This is a genomic window from Methylomonas rapida (assembly GCF_024360925.2).
GTDB classification, from domain to species: Bacteria; Pseudomonadota; Gammaproteobacteria; order Methylococcales; family Methylomonadaceae; genus Methylomonas; species Methylomonas rapida.
The window spans coordinates 4,263,810-4,283,521 of sequence record NZ_CP113517.1 but is presented as its reverse complement, the minus strand read 5'-3'; the positions used below and the strand labels follow the sequence as shown (position 1 = coordinate 4,283,521).

Annotated in this window: 11 protein-coding genes; 9 read left to right on the top strand and 2 right to left on the bottom strand. The window is 44.9% G+C overall.

Annotated elements, in window-relative coordinates; all coding sequences use genetic code 11:
- Positions 1-6: 6 nt before the first annotated feature.
- From NM686_RS20215 to NM686_RS20185, 7 genes are all read left to right on the top strand, one after another.
- Positions 7-2,514 carry a TIR domain-containing protein gene (locus NM686_RS20215; RefSeq protein WP_255189617.1) on the top strand — a complete coding sequence of 836 codons (2,508 nt, stop codon included), beginning with the start codon at positions 7-9 and terminating at the stop codon, positions 2,512-2,514.
- 251 nt (positions 2,515-2,765) lie between these two features.
- Positions 2,766-3,005 (top strand): helix-turn-helix transcriptional regulator, encoded by a 240-nt coding sequence (locus NM686_RS20210; RefSeq protein WP_255189616.1) that lies wholly within the window; start codon positions 2,766-2,768, stop codon positions 3,003-3,005.
- Positions 3,002-4,264, top strand: coding sequence for a type II toxin-antitoxin system HipA family toxin (locus tag NM686_RS20205; protein ID WP_255189615.1), 1,263 nt, complete (start codon positions 3,002-3,004; stop codon positions 4,262-4,264). The genes NM686_RS20210 and NM686_RS20205 overlap by 4 nt, the downstream gene beginning before the upstream one ends.
- A gap of 318 nt (positions 4,265-4,582) precedes the next feature.
- Positions 4,583-5,962, top strand: coding sequence for a Wadjet anti-phage system protein JetA family protein (locus NM686_RS20200; protein WP_269021985.1), 1,380 nt, complete (start codon positions 4,583-4,585; stop codon positions 5,960-5,962).
- Entirely contained in the window at positions 5,937-6,620 is a 684-nt protein-coding gene (locus tag NM686_RS20195; protein ID WP_255189613.1) for a DUF4194 domain-containing protein, read from the top strand. Before NM686_RS20200 ends, NM686_RS20195 begins: the two co-directional genes overlap by 26 nt.
- Positions 6,617-10,237 carry an ATP-binding protein gene (locus NM686_RS20190; protein WP_255189612.1) on the top strand — a complete coding sequence of 1,207 codons (3,621 nt, stop codon included), beginning with the start codon at positions 6,617-6,619 and terminating at the stop codon, positions 10,235-10,237. The genes NM686_RS20195 and NM686_RS20190 overlap by 4 nt, the downstream gene beginning before the upstream one ends.
- Positions 10,234-11,361, top strand: a complete 1,128-nt coding sequence (locus NM686_RS20185) for a DUF2220 family protein (RefSeq protein WP_255189611.1) — start codon at positions 10,234-10,236, stop codon at positions 11,359-11,361. Before NM686_RS20190 ends, NM686_RS20185 begins: the two co-directional genes overlap by 4 nt.
- A 97-nt stretch (positions 11,362-11,458) precedes the next feature.
- On the opposite strand, the gene NM686_RS20180 is transcribed toward NM686_RS20185, so the two are convergent.
- Positions 11,459-12,682 carry a 5'-methylthioadenosine/S-adenosylhomocysteine nucleosidase family protein gene (locus tag NM686_RS20180; protein ID WP_255189610.1) on the bottom strand — a complete coding sequence of 408 codons (1,224 nt, stop codon included), beginning with the start codon at positions 12,680-12,682 and terminating at the stop codon, positions 11,459-11,461.
- A 230-nt stretch (positions 12,683-12,912) separates the two neighbouring features.
- On the opposite strand from NM686_RS20180, the gene NM686_RS20175 reads away from it, so the two are divergent.
- Both NM686_RS20175 and NM686_RS20170 read left to right on the top strand, forming a co-directional pair.
- Positions 12,913-14,163: an ISL3 family transposase gene (locus NM686_RS20175; protein ID WP_255187011.1), complete on the top strand. Its 1,251-nt coding sequence runs from the start codon at positions 12,913-12,915 to the stop codon at positions 14,161-14,163.
- Between the two features lie 1,014 nt (positions 14,164-15,177).
- Complete coding sequence (locus tag NM686_RS20170) at positions 15,178-16,512, top strand: IS1380 family transposase (protein ID WP_255188233.1); 1,335 nt, start codon at positions 15,178-15,180, stop codon at positions 16,510-16,512.
- Positions 16,513-16,735: 223 nt separating this feature from the next.
- On the opposite strand, the gene NM686_RS20165 is transcribed toward NM686_RS20170, so the two are convergent.
- Positions 16,736-19,510, bottom strand: a complete 2,775-nt coding sequence (locus tag NM686_RS20165; RefSeq protein ID WP_255189606.1) for a hypothetical protein — start codon at positions 19,508-19,510, stop codon at positions 16,736-16,738.
- Positions 19,511-19,712 lie beyond the last annotated feature (202 nt).

Sequence of the window (19,712 nt, the reverse complement as noted above, 5' to 3'; positions counted from 1 at the left end):
GTAGATATGGCACAGCCACGGTTAGTTTATTTGTATCACCCTGACAATCAAGATTTTTGTAATGACTTGTTGCGTTATTTGAGCATTCTCAAGGAGAACAACAAGATAAAAGACTGGTCAAGAAAAGAAGTATTAGCAGGCCAAACAATAGACAAAGAAGTCGAGTACGAAATTGATAAATCAGATATTGTTGTTGTTCTTTTGAGTGTCGCCTTTATTTCTGACAATGACTGCAAACACCAATTTCTGTATGCAAAAAAATATTTTGACGCCAATAAAAAGTACCTCATTCCAATTATATTAGACGCCTGCCCTTGGCAAGACTTCTATGGTATGAACAAACTCAAAGTTCTGCCGAACAACAACATGCCAATTTCAATGCAAGCTTTTAAAGACGGTGCTCTCAGCGAAATATATGAAGAAATTAAAAAAGTTTCCGAAGAAATCTCAAAATGCTTCGCGCTTCGCCCAGATTTCCTAAGCGAGATTTCAAAGACAGAATTTCATTCTCAAGCCAGTGAAAGAATTGACATCAATGACATATTTATCTTCCCTAATGTAATAAAGCAAGTAGATTTGACATCGGAAATATTAATCGAGACTCCTCTGCAAATACTTCAAGGTGGAAAGGTAATTATTTGTGGAGAGGAGCGAAGCGGAAAGTCAAAATTATGCACCCACTTGCTAACAAGTCTAATAAAAGAAGGGCGCCCTGTGCTTTTAATTGATTTAAATAATATTTTAAACAAAAAGGCAAGTAGTGAGATTTTTCGACATTGCTATGAAAGTCAATATGTCGGCAGTTATGATATTTGGTCTCAAAAAGATGAAAAAATAATTATTTTTGACAATCTTTCTCCGCATGGAAAGTGCTTGGATCATTTGGGAGAAGCAAGAAAAATTTTCGACAAGATCATTATAACTACCTCGTTAGATGATTATACGAGCTTTTTTTCTGATGATATGCGCCTAACAGACTTCACGAGCTTATCTATCAAACAGTTTACTCACGCGAAACAAGAAAAACTGATAAAGAAATGGCTTACAGTAACACGCACACATTTCGATGAGGATACTGGTTACTCTGAAATAGACAAAATTGAGAATAATATAAATTCAATTATTATTGACAACAAAATATTGCCCAGATACCCGTTTTTTATTCTCACAATATTGCAGTCTTATGAGGCGTTTATGCCTAAAGATTTGAAAATTACTGCCTATGGACATTGTTATTATGTTTTGATCCTTGCTCATATAAGAAAGTCCGGAATAAATAATGACGATGATTCAATTAATTTTTGTTTTAACTTTGCACAGCATCTCGCTTTTGAGATTCATAGTTTAAACTCGGCAGGCATAGCCATAGATCAATATCAATATGATGCCTTTGTTAATAAATATAAGGAAAAATATATTGTCAACAAGGCTATTCTCAATAGACTAGTTGGATGTAATGGATTGATTAAGACTTGTAATGGATTTATAAAGTTTAATCTTGCTTATAGTTATTACTATTTTTTAGGTCAATATCTTGCGGCGAATCATAAATCCTGCAATCAATTAATTGTTGATCTAGTATCAAAAAGTCGTTTTAGAAATAATTCTTTAACACTAATATTTACAATCCACCACTCCCAAACGTATGATATTCTTAATGAGGTTTTAACTTACACTATTTGTGCAATTGATGACGTAATACCTGCTAAGTTGGATAAAGAAGAAACAGACGTGTTTGACGAACTTCTTAAATCGATACCCGCTCAATTATCAAGCAATGAAAACATAGAGATTGAAAGGGAACAGCAGAGAAATATAAGGGATATTATTGAATCGAATGCTTCCGAAGACTCTACGGAAAGCGAACTTGATGAAGATCATTTTCTTGGCAGCATATATCAATGCCACAAAAATATTGAAATACTAAGTCAGTTATTAAAAAACAAGTCAGGATCATTAGAAATAACTACAATCCGCGAAATTATAGAAACAATTTGCGATGCCGGATTGAGATTAGCTAAAATTTTACTCACTGACAGGCAAAAACTAGAGGATATAGTTGGATTTATTCAAAGGCAATACAAAATGTCCGACAAGTTTGATCCAAATAAACAACAATCTATTCAGCTTTCGGAAATCAGAAAAAACGTTCTATTCAATATATTTGTTTGGGTAATGGGAAATATTGAAAAGATTGTTAGCTCTATAAGCAAACCGGAACTTAAAGAGATTATAGAAGCTCTCGCTAGAGAGAAAAATACTCCTGCTTATGACATAATAAGCTATTTTTATTTTTTAGACACTCTTAGTAATTTTGATCACTCAGCAAGAGAAAGACTCTTTGAAATCGTCGAAAAATATCCAGTACCGAAATCATTTTTCATCAATAAGATTATATCTATTAGAACCCAGTGGTATTTTAAAACTCACTCAGCTAAGGAACCAATAAAGCAGGCAGTATATTCAAAGCTTGATATTGGTAATTCACGCAAAAAATTTCTCCATCCTGTCTGATCTTCTTGCACAAAAGCCTTACACCGTGTGATGAGATGCCCGTTGGTTATTGCGCCTTGCCTAAGTGTTGCCAATGCTTGAGCCACCGTCTCGCGTTCGGCATCTAAAGCATGGAGCTTTTGCTCTAACTCAGTGATCTCTTGTTCGAGGCTATTCATGGGTGAAAAATACCGATCGGTAATGCTTACTTGGCAAAAGGATGGAGCATGATCTAAAATTCCTGATCGGTAATATAACGACAACACGATACCATGACAAACCCAAACCCACCGCTCGGTAATATTCAAAATGCCATGGACTTAGGAAAGATGGTTGCCAGCCAGCGTAAAGCCCAAGGCTTAACGCAATCGGATTTAGCCGGATTAGCTCAGACCGGCACACGCTTCATCAGCGATCTGGAAAATGGCAAAGGTACGGTGCAATTCGATAAAGTCATGCATATTCTGAACTTGCTGGGCTTGGATGTCGTGATCATGGATCGGCAGTTATGAAACGCTTGGCAGTGTTCGCTGGCGAGCAATTAGTCGGTTATTTACAAGAAAGCCAACAGTACGAATTGGAATTCAGCTACACACCTGATTGGTTAGCTAAATCCGATGCTTTCGCCCTTTCTCCCAGCCTACAACTCACCGAGCAAGTAATCACGAGCGATGGCGTCACGGCGTTTTTCGAAAACCTGTTACCGGAAGGCGATGTACTGAATTTCATCAGCCAAGCCGCGCAGATTTCTCAGGGTAATATCTTTGGCTTGCTGGAACGATTTGGCGGCGATACGGCGGGGGCTTTTTCGATTTTGCCGGAAGGCATGGAACCCACGGGCGAGCCGCATTATTTATCTGTTGCACCGGAAGCCATCAAAGCCTGGTTCGAGCGTTCCAGAGGCATTCCGCTGGATATTTCCGGCGAACAAGCAAGAATGTCGTTGTCCGGTGCCCAAGACAAAATGACCGTGTTTATCGATGATCAAGGCAATCTGTCGATTCCACTGGGTGCCGCACCATCCAGCCACATCATCAAGCCATCGATACAGCATCGGCAGGATATTCCTCATACCGCGATCAACGAAGCCTTGGTGATGACCTTGGCGGAACAGATTGGCATCCAGGTCGCCAAGGTTCGCTATGCACCGGAATTAACGGCGGCGATTATCGCCCGCTATGACCGAACCATCGATGCTAGTGGGCACTTGCAACGTCTGCACCAAAACGACCTTTGCCAGATTTTAGGTATCCCATCCGGCAAAAAATACGAGGCCGAAGGCGGACCTTCACTCAAAACCTGTTTCGAAACGGTATTGGCGCGTAGTAGCCAACCGGCGCTCGATAAAAAGCGACTGATCGAATGGGTGATCTTCAATGTGCTGGTCGGCAACATGGATGGCCATGCCAAAAACCTATCGTTAATGACCCAAGGCAAGCGGACACAATTGGCGCCGTTCTATGATTTGGTTTGCACAGCGGTTTATCCCCACCTAAGCCAAAAATTGGCCTTTAAGATCGGTGGGGAGAATAGGCCCAAATGGTTAATGGCTCGCCATTGGCAACGATTTGTCGAGTATGTTGCCGTCAAACCCAAATTTGTTGATAAATTGATGGCTGAAATGATTGAGCGGATCGAATCGGCTTTGCCTAATGTCGTGGTGGAATTAAAGGGGATGATTTCGAATCAAGAAGAATTGCAGATGATTGAGAAGGTTAAAAACCAAATTGACCATTCAGTTGAACTGGTTAAATCCAGACTCGAATCTTGATCCGGCAAAACCCATTATCCGAGTTATTAAATTAACGAAAATCTGCTTGCCCAACGTTTGCGGTTCTGGATTTCTGAGCCTTCAATAGCCAGCTCAAACTCTATTCAGTGGCAGCTCTCTCTGTATAAAAACGATGTACGGCTGAGATGATCTTGAATGATTGTAAGAATTCTGCATTAACTCAGCATAATATTTTTCTCTTCACTACGACCCGCTATAGAATTGGCGCTTTCCCTCAGTCTTTTATAAATCCCAGTGTTCTTTGAGTCTGAACGGCAACACTTTTTTCGCCCCCTAACCGGCAAACGCCGAGAGTTGGTGGTCGCCTGTTTGCGTGTACTGTACGAGCGCTTGCACGGCCCTAGTGCGGATTATTCGCAAAACCTGACGCGCGATGCTTTAAAGGATTTGCTGAGTGCTTCTGTGCAAGGCTTGATGAATGATTTGGCGGTTGACTGTATTCAGGATGGTGACGAGCTATCTGCGTTAGATTGCGCTGACGATCAGCAGCTAATCACGGTGCTGATTCGTACCTTATTAAAAGATGGCTGGTTGGAAACCTTTGGTGACCGTTCTGGATTGGTTACGGCTTATCGCTTCAGTCGCGCGGGCAAACTCTTTGCCGAAGCGTTGTGGTCGCTGGATCGTATGCGCGCTCGTAGTCGTCAACGCAATGTCCGCAGTTGCCGCAATGCGCTGGAAGCCGCCCGTAAAAATATCGACGCTTATGATTTGATCGACGCCTACGACTACGCGGAAAAAATCATCAGCGACTTATCGGAAGGTGTGGATTATTTTCAGGAGTTGGTGCGTCGTTTGATGAGCGAAGCATCCAATACACCCTGGGACGAATTCATCGAGTTTCTGGATCGCTTTGAAAAAGAGTTCAAAAAGCAACTAACTGCCGACAACGTGGATCGCCATCGTCAGGCCATCCTCGATAACTTAAGCCGCTTGCGTAATTTGGACAGCAGCAAATTCCAGGCCTTTGAAAATCAGTTACAGGATATTGCGAGTTGGGCCGATGCCGAACGCGGTGATAACAGTATTTTCGATTGGCTACTGGATCGAATTGAAGACCGGGTAGAAGTCGCCTGTACCGGCAAACATCCTGAACTGATCAAGGCCATGAATATCTACATGCGCCGTGCCGCCAGTATTGTGCAACAAGCCTTGATGCTGCAAGGCGGACAACGTCGACAAGGTTTCAGTCGGGCGATTGCCCAAGTGGCGGCTCTGGAAGGCAATGAACAAACGCAGTTTTTGAAGGCATTGGGGGCTTCGATTGCTGCCAGCGAAGTGCGCTTATTGGACCCTTCTACTTTTAAATTACGCAGTGCTTCGCAGCGCCGCAAGGCCTTAACGGTGACTGCATTGCCTAAAATCAGTCGCGATGCGCGATTGAATGCGGCCATACAACGCGCTGAAGCGGCTGCTTTTACCTTGTCCAATCAGGATGTGGTGGATTTTATACGTAGTGAATTACGTTTGCGTCAACGGCCTATTCGCTTGTCCAGTCTGCCGGTTGAAACCGTCACCGATTTATTACAAAACATGCAGATGGTGGAAGCAGTGCGTGCTGCCCGCGATGAAAGTCTCACTGCAACGCAATTGCCCAGCCAACTGCAAACCCCTTACTACAGCGGTAGTGACTATCAAATCCAACTGAACCATGACACTGACTCAAAACCTGCTTGACCGATTGCAGCCGGAAAACCTGAAGCTGCAACGCTTTCAGGAAATCGTTGCCCGTTTGTTTGCCTGGGGCATTATTGTGCGTGACGAAGATGGCGTGGAACAGCGCTGTTACGACGATGCCTGCCGCATCGAAAACCTATTGGTTGAATACTTTTCGCTTGCCGGTTTTCGGTTAATCCACGATCTGCAAAACGAGTTTTTCCGGTTGTACGCGCCTGGTGCGCAAATTCCCGGCATGGTCGAAGACGATGTTGATGTCGTGGCCTCGTTACGTGCGCGTTTATCTGCGGATTTTGTCGCAGCAGCGTTGGCATTACGGTTTTTATATCAGCAGGGTTTAGTGGAAGGCGGTAGCCGCCTCAGCGATGCGGGTGAGATTCTGATTCGTTTTGACGAGTTGGCCACCACTTTGCAAACTCAGATCAAACGGACATTGCCCGACAATTTGGGCGACCGCGAGCGCTTGCTAAAAGACTTGAAACGACACCGTTTGATTCAGTACAACGCCTTGTTCTCGATGCACGATGAAGATGCATTGATCGCCATTAGGCCGACCATACTGGGTATTATCAGTGAGGACGTGCTAGCAGCCGCTCTGGAAGCCGAAGGTCAGATTGAAGTCACCAGTGAGCCGGATGGCAGCGGAGAGCAGGCATGAAGCTGGATAAATTAATTTTGGTTAACTGGGGTTCATTGCGCAGCGATGAATATCCGATGGGCAATATGACCTTGTTGACCGGCCCTACTGGCTCCGGCAAATCCACCTTGCTGGATGCCTTGCAAACGGTGATGACCGCCGCCCACCAAAATATTTACAGCTACAATCCCGGCCAAGACGAAACCACCCAAACCTCGCGCAGCAGCAAGAGTAAGCGCACCTTATGGTCGTATATCGTTGGTGCCGAGGACAATCTGTTTGCCCGTCCCAACGGCGCTCATGGCTATGTGGCTGGCGTGTTCAAGCCCGATGCGGGTGAAGACGGTAAGCCATTTACCGCCTTGATTGCGGCGGCGGCGCGGGTCGATGGTTCGGGCGAACGTCGTCAGGCGGTACAGGAACGTTTGGCCTTGTTGCTCATTGACGATGCGGTATTAAGCTTACCGGATTTAGTCAGTACAGACCGCGGCGAGCAGCTCTGCGTGGTTGAGGTTGAGAAAATCGAAAACCATTTGAAAGCCAAGTATCCGCAGGTATTGAATTTACGTGATGCCAAGCGCGAATACCTATGTCAGCTCTATGGCCGGTTTCGCGGTCAACGCAATGTCTCGTTTCAGGAAGCCGAACTGGCAGCTAAAGCATGGAGCCAATCGATTGCCCATAAACCCATTGGCAGCGTCGACGAGTTGGTCAAAACCCAGATTCTGGAAAACGATACCCAGCAATTGCCACAACGTATTGGACAAATCAGTGAGCTGATGCGACAGGTCCATAATCTTCGCCAGGAAGGTGATCGTCTGAAGGACAATGTACTGCGTCTGGAGCGGATGGAAAAGCTGATCGATCAGGCCAATACGGCGTATGAATCTGCCTTGCAGTATCAGCTGGCTTTATCGCAGCGTGATTTGCTACATGACCAGGGGCAGATCGATCAGGCAACCAGGGCTATCGTCGAACTGGAAAAAAACATTCACAGCTCACAGACCCAAATTGAGAGTTTAAACCGTGACAAAAAAAGCCTGTACGATAGTCAAGTACGGTTGGCCGCACGTTTAAGCGGCATTGAGGCATCCAATCAAAAACGGCACATTGAAGACCGGCTTAGCGCTGTATTGGCCCAAGCCAATGCCGCCGTTCAGAGTCTAAACACGGCATTGCAGCAGGCCAGCCAATTGCACAGCACGGCTTTGAGCATTATTGGCATGGCTTTTCCGCCTGCCAAGCGAGAATTAGCCGAGGCCGCACAAACCCTGGCAGATATGCTGGCAGCGATTGAGCAAGCACCGTTAAATGAACTGACACAACAAGTGACACAGCTTTGTCAGCAACCACTAGCCGACGCGCATCTACTGTTGCAGGTGGTGCGGACATTGGACGGCATGGAAGCACGGTTCCAGCAACTGCATCAAGTGCTGGCCGGTACCCAAAACAGCTTTCAAGCCGCAGTGCATAGTCAACTGGGGCAGTTACAGAGTCGCCAGGAAAAAGCCAAAACGCAAGAACGACAATTGGCCGATCGCAAAGCCAACCTTGCCGAAGGTGGCGCGGATTATCCTCATCACATCGCCCGTGCGCTGAAGGCCTTTCGTACTGAGCTACCCGCTGCGCGTGCGCAAGTATTGTGTGACTTGATCGAGCCCAAAGGTCAGCAATGGCAACCGGCGATTGAAGGCTATCTGGCCGGAGCCCGCTTCAACTTTGTGGTCGATGAAGCCTGGGAAGCGCGCAGTATCGAGTTCGTCAAGCAAAAGCATCTGAATGCCAAAATCGTTCAAGGAGCTTTATGTAAACAAAAAGCCAAGCCGGAGTTGTTATCAAAAGACTCGATTGTGCATGAGCTGCATGCCGAGCATCCCATTGCCTATGCCTATTTGGTGGATCAATTCGGTCCGGTAGTTAAAGTCGATACGGTTGAACAATTACGCTATACCCCACGGGGATTGATGAGGGATGGCAATGCCTCTGGCTCTCGCACCATGTTTACCTCTGAAACCGACAATTTAGTCTTTGGTAAAGAAGCGCAGTTTCAGGCCCGGCAGAAGGCCATGGAAGACTACATAAGGGCCGAGCAGGAGTTACAAACCTTAAAAACCGAAGGTACACAGCTCAACGCCTTACTGGGCTTGTTAGTGAATTTACAGACCCCCAGCTTTAGCGAGGCTGCCAAGCTAGAGCAGGCTTTACGCGATCACGAGGCAGCACAGGCCGATATGGCACGTCTGGATTTAACGGAAGTGCAACTGCTGGAAGCCGAGAAAGATACGCTAGATCAACAGATGTCCGCCTTGGAACAACAGGTGCAACAGCACACGCTGAAAGCCGGAAAATTCTTGCATGACAAGGAGCAGCAACAAAACACCCTGAGCCTTTTGCAGCGTGGTCTAGCCGCCAAACAGCAGAAAATTGAAGATGATTTACAACCGATTCAATGGCTGAGCATGGTCAACCAAGCATTATCGTTAACCAACATCCAACAACAAGTGGATGAACTGATGGTGAGTGCTTTATCCAATCATGAATTGCAGGATAAACACCGCACACAACTGATTGAGGCCACCGCAGTCTATGGTCGCATTCACGAAAGCATCGGCGATTACAACTTGCATGCACGTGGTCATGAGCAACTGCATTTACCGCACGATCATCAGATGCGTGACAGTGACTTTGCGGCGCAATATCGCCAGCTAATTCAATTATTGGAAGGCTTGCGTCAGCAATTGCAGGAGCAGCGCGAGATTGGCTTCGTCAAAAATCTGGATAAATTGCGTACAGCCGAATCGTCCTTCAAAGACGTGTTCACCAAACAATTTTGCTATGAGATCAGGAATAGTGTCGATCAAGGCGTCAAAACACTGAAAATCCTGAATACCGAGCTCGGCAGACTGAAATTCGGCACTGATCAATTCAAGCTGGACTGGTCGGTGTGGGTGCCAGAATTCAAGGAGTATTACGACTTCTTCTGTGCGGCCTACGATTTGTCGGAATCGCAGGATGCCGGGGATTTGTTCGACAATCAGGAACTCAGTCAAGAACAGTGCCTAATCCGTGATCGCTTGGTCGGACTGTTGCTGGCCGATGATCAGGAACAGGCCTTGAAGGAGTTACAGCGGGTGGCCGATTATCGCAATTATCGCCGTTATGAAATTTGGAAAGACTCGGACAGCGGTTCGCGAGTGGCACTGTCTGAATGGGGTACGGGGTCTGGCGGTCAGCTGGAAACACCGGCTTACATCATTCGCGCCGCCGTCGTCACCAATCGCCTCAAGCATTTCGATAAGGGCATGAATCTGAAATTACTGGTCAACGACGAATCATTTGCCAAAATGGACGAACGCCGCGCCCATGACGTGATTCGTTTTATTCGCGACAGTCTCGACATGCAGCTGATCTGCGCCATGCCCACCAAACATGCCGGTGCCATCAAAACGGAATTTACCAAGGAATGGAGTTTCACGCGCACCGAGGCTGAAGGCAACGGTGAGGTAGATTTCATTTCCGAAGCTGACGAGCGAGACCTCAATCCCGACAAACTGCGTGAGCTGTGGGCGTCACGCCGCCAACAAGTTCGCCAGCAAACTCTGTTGGCGTTTGAGGCCGATGAACATTCGAACGCATGAATAGACCACACTGGCTCAATCAGTCATACGTTCAAACCCTGCTGCATCGGCTAGTCGATAAACTCGATAAAGCCGATGACAAACCGTTACGGCCAGTGAAACTCGATCGCAAAATAATGCCTGCGTTGTTTGATGCCGAGTTTGAAGCCGACAAAGAGACTTATTGGTCTTACTTATTACAAATACAGCAATGGGGCTGGCTAGCGATCAAAACCGATAAAGCGCAACCCGGCAAAGCGCAATATGAATTAAATCCGCGCATTGAGATCGTTGATCCAGCATTGTTACGCCAAATTACAGATCGCCCACAACCGATTAGAAGCTCAGCCCAGCAATGGCGGGATGCAGTGTATGCAAAATTGCATGTGGATGAAACCATTCGAGAGCAAGTTGCAGGACAGAAACTAGAAATCCCAGGTAAATCGGCTGAAGATATCGTCGAACGGCTTAACCTGCTACCAAACTTAATCGATGAGCCTTTGCTGCTACGCGAAGTCTCGGCCCGTCTATTCTGGGGCCAGTCCAAGGTGTTGGATAATCGGCAAGCTTTGGTCGCCACTTTGCTTGATTTGGAAGAATGCCCGTTTCCAGAGTCGCCGATTCAATTACAGGTCTATTTACCTGCAACAACCTTCAGCGGCGTATTGTTCGTCGAGAATCTAGCTACGTTTGAAAAAGCCAGCCGCGAAACGACAGGGCGATTTGATAGCTTGGCTTTAGTATTTGCTTCCGGGTTCAAAGGCAGTGCCAAGCGTTTGCGCACTGAATCGGGTGTATCGGTGTATTTTGCGGCTCATGGCAACTTAACGCATCAAGATTGCCAGCGCTTTTGTCATTGGCTAATCCGTGATGCCGAAGCATTGCCGGTTTGGTTCTGGGGGGATTTAGATTATTCCGGCATGCAGATTATAAAATCGTTACGCCACTCGTTTGAAGGCCTCGATGCTTGGCAACCCGGCTACCAACCCATGCTGGATGAGTTACTAGCTGGCAATGGCCATGAAGCTCTCGCCGCTAAAAAGAGCAATCAAAAGCCCATTGATGCAACTGGTGCCCAGTATGTGGATACCACGCTTATTCCTGTGCTGGCCGCTACCGATAAGTTTTTAGATCAAGAATTTTAGATAACAATCAATTGCTTACATGCAAGTGTGTTGTGAAAATTGTATATATACCGCCCAAAGTGGAAAAGATTTTCAAATTTCAAGAGCCTGTTAAGGGCTACAGTAAAGGTGCAACATAATTTTTGAGGAACTGAAATACTGTGGCTGCTGATACGTTGGCAGCGTATTCTTGGTATTCGTCGTTCTTTTTAACATCGCCTTTGTCACAAACTGATTTAAGGGACATGACTTTGACTTTTGGATTACAGGCGTTCGCTGCCGCGAACACCGCGTAAGTCTCCATGTCAAGCCCAGCCACGTTTTTATGTTGACTTGCTTTGATTCGCTCGGTTACACGTGCATCAGCCAACACTGATGATCCAGTTGCCATCGGTCCAAGGATAAGTTTTGGTATATCTACCTTTGTTCGAACTGCCATAGGGGCAAGTGAATTCCAAAAATCTTTATCACGCTTGAGTAGCAGAAGTTGATTGCGACATTGATCATCCAAACCCAGCTGGTGTGGCGCAATTTCAAATGCTTCTTGACCTGACTTATCAATGTATTTGCCACTTTGCCAATCCCAAGATATATCTGCTGCGATAACATCTCCAATTTCTGCTTTTCCAGGAATCCCTGCACAAATACCAGCCATGATTACTAATTTAGGCTTCAATTTTAATAGCGCTTTAACAGTTAATATAGCTGATGCGACAGGCCCCATCCTGGTGCTAAACCCAGCGGCAATTTTATAGTCTTTATCTCCAATACGAATTTCTCCAAAACGAAGCAATTGCGAACTATCGAGAGGTTCAAATGCACCCCACTCTAGACCGAGTGATTCAATTGCGGCAAATTCCGGCTCCATAAGTGCCGTTATAATGAAAATGTCACAGGATGAATTATCTAAATCTCTTTCTTTATCTGCCAACACAAATCTAGCTACCTTCTCGATTGTGTCTAAGCACTCATCGCTTGTATCGGTGTAAGGCAAAATACCCCAGGGGCGCCCTTTAAAGAACTCATGGGCAGTTGCGCTTAATTCATTAGAAGAACTCATTGGAAGTGAAAAGTTTGGACATGTAATTCCGTCAAAACCATCATCTAGCTCCTCAAAAAGAGCAATGCAGTTTTCTTCGCTTTTTTCCCCGCCAAGATCACTAGGTACTACAACATCTGCAATAAATAGGTCGTAATATTTTGACTTTAGCATACGTTTTGCGTCTGAAGTACAAAGTGCTGTATCAATTTGACCAAACAACTCTTTTCTAGAATTTAACAAGCTCAATAGTCGGTTCTTTTTTGAAGGATCATCTTCGAGTAGCAATATTTCAAGTGCCATGTTTAGCGTCCAATACTTTATGAATAAAAACAGTAATTTCTCTATCCCAATCAGAGTATGTGGAATCAAAATATACTGTACCGAGAAAATAATCAGGAAAATCGTCCTGTAGACGCTTTGATAATTGGCTCTTCCGTATTTTGCGGAGAAACCACTACATGTAGTGCTATAGTCTTTGCCTGCCACAGTGAGTTTTGCTAAGGTCGACAATTTAACGCTGGAGTATCGTGATGACACAGTCGCTACTTCAAATACCGCTGGATATACCTGATGTTTGTATCGAAAAAGTTGAAACCACCGCCAAAGGCGAGTTCATCATCACGGTCAGTAGTACGTTAACCAGTGCAACCTGCCATCAATGCGGCCAGAGGATCGATAAGTTTTATGGCTATGGCAGAGAAATCACCTTGCGTCATTTGTCGATTTTCGATCGGCCGGTTTGGATCAAGCTAACCCCCAAGCGCTATCGATGCCCTGACTGCCCCAAAGGTCCGACGACCACGCAACAATGTGGCTGGTATAACTGGAAAAGCCCCCATACCAAAGCGTATGAGCAGTGGATATTGCGTGAATTGATCAACAGCAGCGTGACCGACATGGACGTGAAGCACGGCATCAGCGCCGAAGCGGCGGAAGGGATTATCAATCGGCACGTGGCCCAACAAGTTGATTGGTCTGCCATCCAAGGCATTCGCTTGCTGGGACTGGATGAAATCGCTTTGAAAAAAGGGCATCAAGATTTTGTGGTCATCGTGTCGGCTATCGATACCGAGGACCATAAGCGGATTCTGGCGGTGCTGCCCGACCGCAAAAAAGAAACGGTTAAAGCCTTTTTGCAGAATATTCCCGAGGCACAGCAACACGCGTTACAACGCGTCTGCGTGGACATGTATGAAGGGTATCGCAACGCCGTCTATGAGACATTGCCCGGCGTCGAGGTGGTGGTTGATCGCTTCCATGTCGCCAAGCATTATCGAGACGGCGCCGACCAGGTCCGCAAGGCGGAAATGAAAAAACTCAAGAATACCCTGTCTGCCGAGGATTATGCCAAGCTGAAAGGCGCGATGTGGGCTTTTCGGAAGCGCTGGATGGAACTCTCTGCCGATCAGCAAACCGTTTTGCTTTTTCTATTCCAGCAAGCCCCCATTTTGCGAGAAGTCTATATCCAACGGGAGCTTTTGACGGGTATTTTTGAGCGCCGACTCAATAAGGCTGAGGCCGAAAAAGCCTTGGATCGCTGGATGGAGCATATCAAAGTCTTGAAGTTGAAGGGCTTTGATGCGTTTGTCAAAACCTATCAAAACTGGCGAAATGAAATCACCAACTATTTCATTCGCCGGGAAACCAGTGGCTTTGTTGAAGGGCTTAACAACAAAATCAAAAGCATCAAACGACGCTGCTTTGGCATTTACAATACCGTCCGCCTGTTTCAGCATATCTGGCTTGATATCGAAGGGAGACGGTTGTTCGGTTATGCATAACCCTATATGTCGGGGCTACTCCGCGAAATACGGAAGAGCCTGATAATTCTGTAAGACCTATGGATTGATTTCCTTCAGTGATAGCTGGATACGAAGTTACGACTATTATAGGTACTACAATTTCATATCGCTCAAGTGTTTCAAAAACCTCTATTCCACCAAAGGGTCTTGGAGTGCCACCACGTTCTCGCGCCTCAATATCATAGGTGGGGAGCGACATATCAGCTATTATCAAGTCTGGCAAAATATCTAATACGCTATCTACTGCCGATCTTACGGAAAGGGCTTTTCTGATACAAACCAATGGCAATTCGCGTTCTAAAACGAGTTGAATGCTATTTAGTTTCGTTTCACTATCCTCAATAATCAAAACTGTTAAAGGCATTTTTTCTTAATTAGGCTAGTAAATATAATAATTTGACTTTAAAATAAAATATCATAAGTATTATTTTTGTTGTAGTTAAGAGTTGTCATATCCTGTATCAGCAATGTATGAATACATTATTTACTTAAATGGATGCAGCTTCTTTAGAATTAATGGCAGTTAAATCATTAACAGAAATTGACTGCTTATCAGTTGCAGGTAATGGTATGTAAATTAGGTCAAATTTTAACTGAAAAAGGTTTTGTGCGATATATCCAAAACTAATACCAGTCTCCTCAGATTGCATAACAATGGCTGCGAGTTTGTATAATCCAGAGCCTCTGTTAAGACGCGCGCGCTCTCCATATACTCTTTTCTGTATATCCGAAAGAATAGCAGAAATCTTAGTATCTTTTTCAAGGCTACGGTGGTTATTAGCAATCTCATTTGTAATAGTGAATGATAAAATCGATCGCTGCTTATTAAACTCAATATCAACTTTGACGTTATTATTTATTTTTTTTCCTGAATGTTGATAAATATTACCTGAATCCGTGACTTAAAAGGTCATCCACGGCCGCAACGCAATGATTTAAAACGCTTATTCTGGGATAATACCGCTATTCTTCCATTCACCCGGCGAGTGATTCATGAAGCGGTTTATCCTGGAGCAATCTGAAACTGAATTTTATACCAGCCATTCTGGATTAGCCTTGGTCGGTTTATGTTTGAATCAATATGGCCAGCTCAATCAGGCGCTGGAAAAAGGTATTCCGCTACGGCACGGTATTGCTCACGCCGATATTATCAAAAGCTATATAGGCACCCTTAGCCTGGGCAAAAGCGACTTCGAAGCCATCGAAAACCATCGCGACGACGACTATTTCAAAGCCGCACTCGCCATTCATCAAGTACCCTCCAGCGCCCGCCTCAGACAGCGGCTGGATGAACACGCCGACGCCTTATTACCGATCATTTATCAAAGCAACCTCGATTTTCTGGCTCACGCCCAGGTGCCGGTAACGCCGTTAGCCACAGGCCATGTCGCGTTGGATATCGATGTTTACCCCATGAACAACGAAAAAACCTGCAAAGAAGGCGTCTCCCGAACCTACAAAGGTTTTGACGGCTACGCCCCGATTGCCCTCTATCTGGGTAAAGAGGGCTGGTGTATTGGTAATGAACTGCGCGAAGGCAAGCAGCATTGCCAATACGAATTCCGCTATGCGCTGGAGCGCGGACTCGCCGCCGCGAAACGTTTGACGACTTTGCCTTTGTTGGTCCGGCTGGATGGCGGTCACGACGCGCTCGACAATCGCATCGACTTACACGAAGCCGATCAGGTCGATTTCATCATCAAATGGAACCCGCGTAAACAAGATGCCGACGCCTGGCTGGCCTACGCCGAACAACACGGCCAGTGGACCACACCGCGCGAAGGCAAACGCGTGGCCTTGTTCAGTGTCATGGAGCAACACACTCGCAACGGTAAAACCTATACCTGTCGCCGGGTCATGCAAATCACCGAGCGCACCATCACGGCTCAAGGCCAAGCCCTCGTGCTACCGGATATCGAAATCGAAGGCTGGTGGACCAGTCTGCCGGTGGCCGATTACGACGATGCCATGGTTATTGCCCTCTATCGCGACCATGCCACCGCTGAACAATTCCACAGCGAATTCAAGACCGATCTGGATATCGAGCGCCTGCCATCCGGCAAGTTTGCCACCAACGACCTGATCATGAGCCTCAGCGCCTATAGCTACAACATCCTGCGCTGGATAGGCCTGATCGGCTTGCTGGGCGAACAAAGCCCGGTCAGGCATCCTGCCAAGCGGCGGCGTATCAAAACCGTGATCCAGGAACTGATGTATCTGGCCGCGCGACTCATCCGTAGCGGGCACCGGCTGAAGCTGCGCTTTTCACAGAGCTGTCCCGGTTTCATCGCTTTTGAATCCACCTACGCCAAACTCGCCGCCGGCTAGCGACTGATCGCTCTGCCATCGATAGCACAACGCCGCAAATTCACAGTGGCTTGGGAATCCTGCGCCTAAAGTCCATCAAATTGAATCATGCAGGGAAAATATTCCAGATAATACGCTGCATTTCTAGCCGTTAAACTCGATTGCCTGGACCACACTTTTAAATTCAGCGAATTTTGGAAGAGTATGACGAATAAAAGGTCTGGCAATATGTGGAGTCACGGATTCAGGTATTATCGAAAGCAATGTATAAAGCATCTGAAACAATGGAGAAACCATGAGTATCAAGTTTTAAGCTATCTGGTAAATTTGATGTAAAAATGGGTCTAAAACCAGGGCGCTGACCAGCAATTACTGCAACTGCAACATCCATGACCTGTTGCATTGTGTAGCTATTACTCTCTATGCTTGCGTTCGGAATGCGAATCCAACCAGCTATCATAGATGCGCGTCGTTGAAGTTCATCAGAAATCTGCTGCAATTGGGCAAAAAACACTGCATCAACAGCACTTATAGCTCTTAGCTCATTTGTTAATTTATGAAATATCGAATTCAAAGTTTTTTTTGTCTCTACTTCAATATTTGGACGTAACGTTTCTAATCTAATTGATAAGTAGTACCAAAAAAGTTCAAAACATTCCTTTGCAAACTGGTCAATTGAGTCACATTTCTGAGCAACACTACGAGCTATTGCAAAAATAACGGGTGTCAACTGAAGGTCAAAAATTCCTCTCGTCTTTTCTTTTGAACGAACATAAAAATACTCATCTCGGAGTAAAGCAATAAGCTGATCAATGGATTCAGAAAAGCGGCCAAATGCAGCAATTACTATTCTCCTGTGTTTAGGATCAAATTTTGCGCATATATCAGTCACACGAGCTGGTGGCAAATAAGCAGCACCAATGCGAGGTTTATGACCAATCAAATCGGCCGCTTCCAATACCCCACGTATTTCGCTTGAAATTGTGCCGTGCCTTATGCGTCGACCAATAATAATATCCAATCCTGACGCTGGATCGAATAAGAAACGATCCAGAATAGCCCGAAGTATTTCAGTTAGCAGATCATCCGCATCATTCTTTGGAATTTGAAAGGTTCTGGCTGAAGGATTATTGAAACTTTTTAACAATTCGTTTATTGACTCTGAAGTTCCAACACCTGTTTCAACAATTTTCAGATATCGCTGAAAGTCAGCAAACATTTCTTTGGAAATAAAATTAAGAACGGCCTGTTCATCGACATAAACTTTACTGTCGTCAAGAACAGACAAGCCATCATTAACTTGTAAATCATCCTCAATATGTTCAACCTCACGAAGATAAGATAACTCTCGGTCGGTATGGAGTGCAGCTAATTGACTGAGAACTTCTCTACGTGTATTGAAAACCGTTCTCGAATTGCTCATGTCCGGAAGGAGCTCTAAAGTCACAATATCGCAGACGTAATAGCACAAAAATTCAATCTTATCTTTCTCAACGCCTGCGTTTACTAATGCTTCTGGCATATCAACTATGGTCTTGCATTTGTGTAATTTTAATAATTCTTCAACTGCATACCTTTTGTGCGTTTTTGATTTTCGATCATCTATAATACGTAGATAGTGATCGAGTGCAATTGATAAATCAATTGAGTCTGCACATCGACGTAAAGTAGCCCACTTCACGCCTTGGAATAATTTCGCTAGCGGTAGCAGTGGAATAAGTTGATCATTGTTCATGCCAGCTTCAGCACATATATTTAGACATGACGGTATATCTCCATTTTCATAAAAGAAGTGAGCCAAAATTACTTGTTGAATGTCATTGGCAACTTGACCTAACTGAAGTTCTGTAGTTATGACTTTATCTGTCGACTGCAGCTCGCGTATTCTAATAATTAACTGCTGTAATTCTTTATTAGAATTAAAACTTGAACCTGTCAAAAGAGAATCAACTATTGATATTAGCGCATCATAAATAGTGTAAATTTTTGGCTTTTTAGCATGTTGAGTTAGGAAGACTGTAACAAAAACATCAGGTAAGCTCGGCACAGATGTGATTTCGCCTAATTCGATGGCTAAAGGAAGCCAACTAAAATTTAATAGAGTTTTTGCAAGCTCCTCAGCGATTACTTTATCGCTTCTAGTAGATAGGATAGAAGCTAAACCGTTAATGACTAAAGTTTCATAATTATTCTCAGTGGAAAGCGGTTCTTCATATAAATTAAGACATGCCTGAATTGAATTGTGTGCGATATGGGCTAATGATGAAGCACTTTGACCTTTTGGCGGCAATTCACTTTCCCAGCTGTCATCCTGTCCGTAAGCAGTAATTCCAAGTGCTGAAATTATCGGTGCCAAGGTATTTAATGTTTCTTTTGCTGCATTAATAATGTAATTTGAAAATGCAAATTGTTGCCCAAGAATTATTCTCGTTACCTTTATTACGGTAAACAAGAGATCGACAGTTGTTGTTAGTTGATCATATGCAAGTACATGTGCTAATTTAACTTGATCGATCTCAAGAGCTCCATAAAGTCTATATTTGGAATATGTACGCAATTGATCAGAAAAATTTGACTCATCAATTTTTCTCTTTAAGTTTGCCTTATATCGTGAGGTAGTCTGAGCAGGTTCATTTCGCATTCCGATGTAGTAAAGAAAAAACTTATTTAGTCCTGTTGTACCAATCGACATTCTGTTGATTTTCGATTTGACAGTATCTAAACCTGAACTTGCATGCATCAAAGCTATTTCAGTCTCCACGGCCCAATATGAGTATCCGTGGCGTTTGTATATAGTTTCAAGTATGGATGCTCCATAAATAAATTCTTGATTAGTGATTGCAGCCGCTAATCTACTGGCATCCTTGGCAAAAACCATAAGCTCAGAATGCTGTCTCAGCAATCGATCAACGCTCAAAGTAAGCTCAGTAACAACATCCTGGGGTTGAACTTCAGGTAATAAGCCTAGAGAAGTGAGATGTGTGCCGATTAGTCGGGCTGAGTTGTTTTGTTCACGCACTGTGTCAGCAACCCAATTTTCAAACTCAGCAAGCTGTCTGCGACCTAATTTCTTTTTTGCTATAGCAAGCGCTCGGTTAATCTGTTGCTGCGCTAGTTGTTCCTGTTTCCAAGAATCCCGAAGAGCATCCGGTGTACTGGATGCTCGTAATAAAGAGAGAGCTCCACGGACAAGATTTTGGCTCTTCCGTATTTTGCGGAGA

Coding starts and splice junctions, on each gene's coding strand:
- NM686_RS20215 (WP_255189617.1), top strand. CDS start 7: ATGGCACAGCCACGGTTAGTTTATTTGTATCACCCTGACAATCAAGAT.
- NM686_RS20210 (WP_255189616.1), top strand. CDS start 2,766: ATGACAAACCCAAACCCACCGCTCGGTAATATTCAAAATGCCATGGAC.
- NM686_RS20205 (WP_255189615.1), top strand. CDS start 3,002: ATGAAACGCTTGGCAGTGTTCGCTGGCGAGCAATTAGTCGGTTATTTA.
- NM686_RS20195 (WP_255189613.1), top strand. CDS start 5,937: ATGACACTGACTCAAAACCTGCTTGACCGATTGCAGCCGGAAAACCTG.
- NM686_RS20190 (WP_255189612.1), top strand. CDS start 6,617: ATGAAGCTGGATAAATTAATTTTGGTTAACTGGGGTTCATTGCGCAGC.
- NM686_RS20185 (WP_255189611.1), top strand. CDS start 10,234: ATGAATAGACCACACTGGCTCAATCAGTCATACGTTCAAACCCTGCTG.
- NM686_RS20180 (WP_255189610.1), bottom strand. CDS start 12,682: ATGGCACTTGAAATATTGCTACTCGAAGATGATCCTTCAAAAAAGAAC.
- NM686_RS20175 (WP_255187011.1), top strand. CDS start 12,913: ATGACACAGTCGCTACTTCAAATACCGCTGGATATACCTGATGTTTGT.
- NM686_RS20170 (WP_255188233.1), top strand. CDS start 15,178: ATGAAGCGGTTTATCCTGGAGCAATCTGAAACTGAATTTTATACCAGC.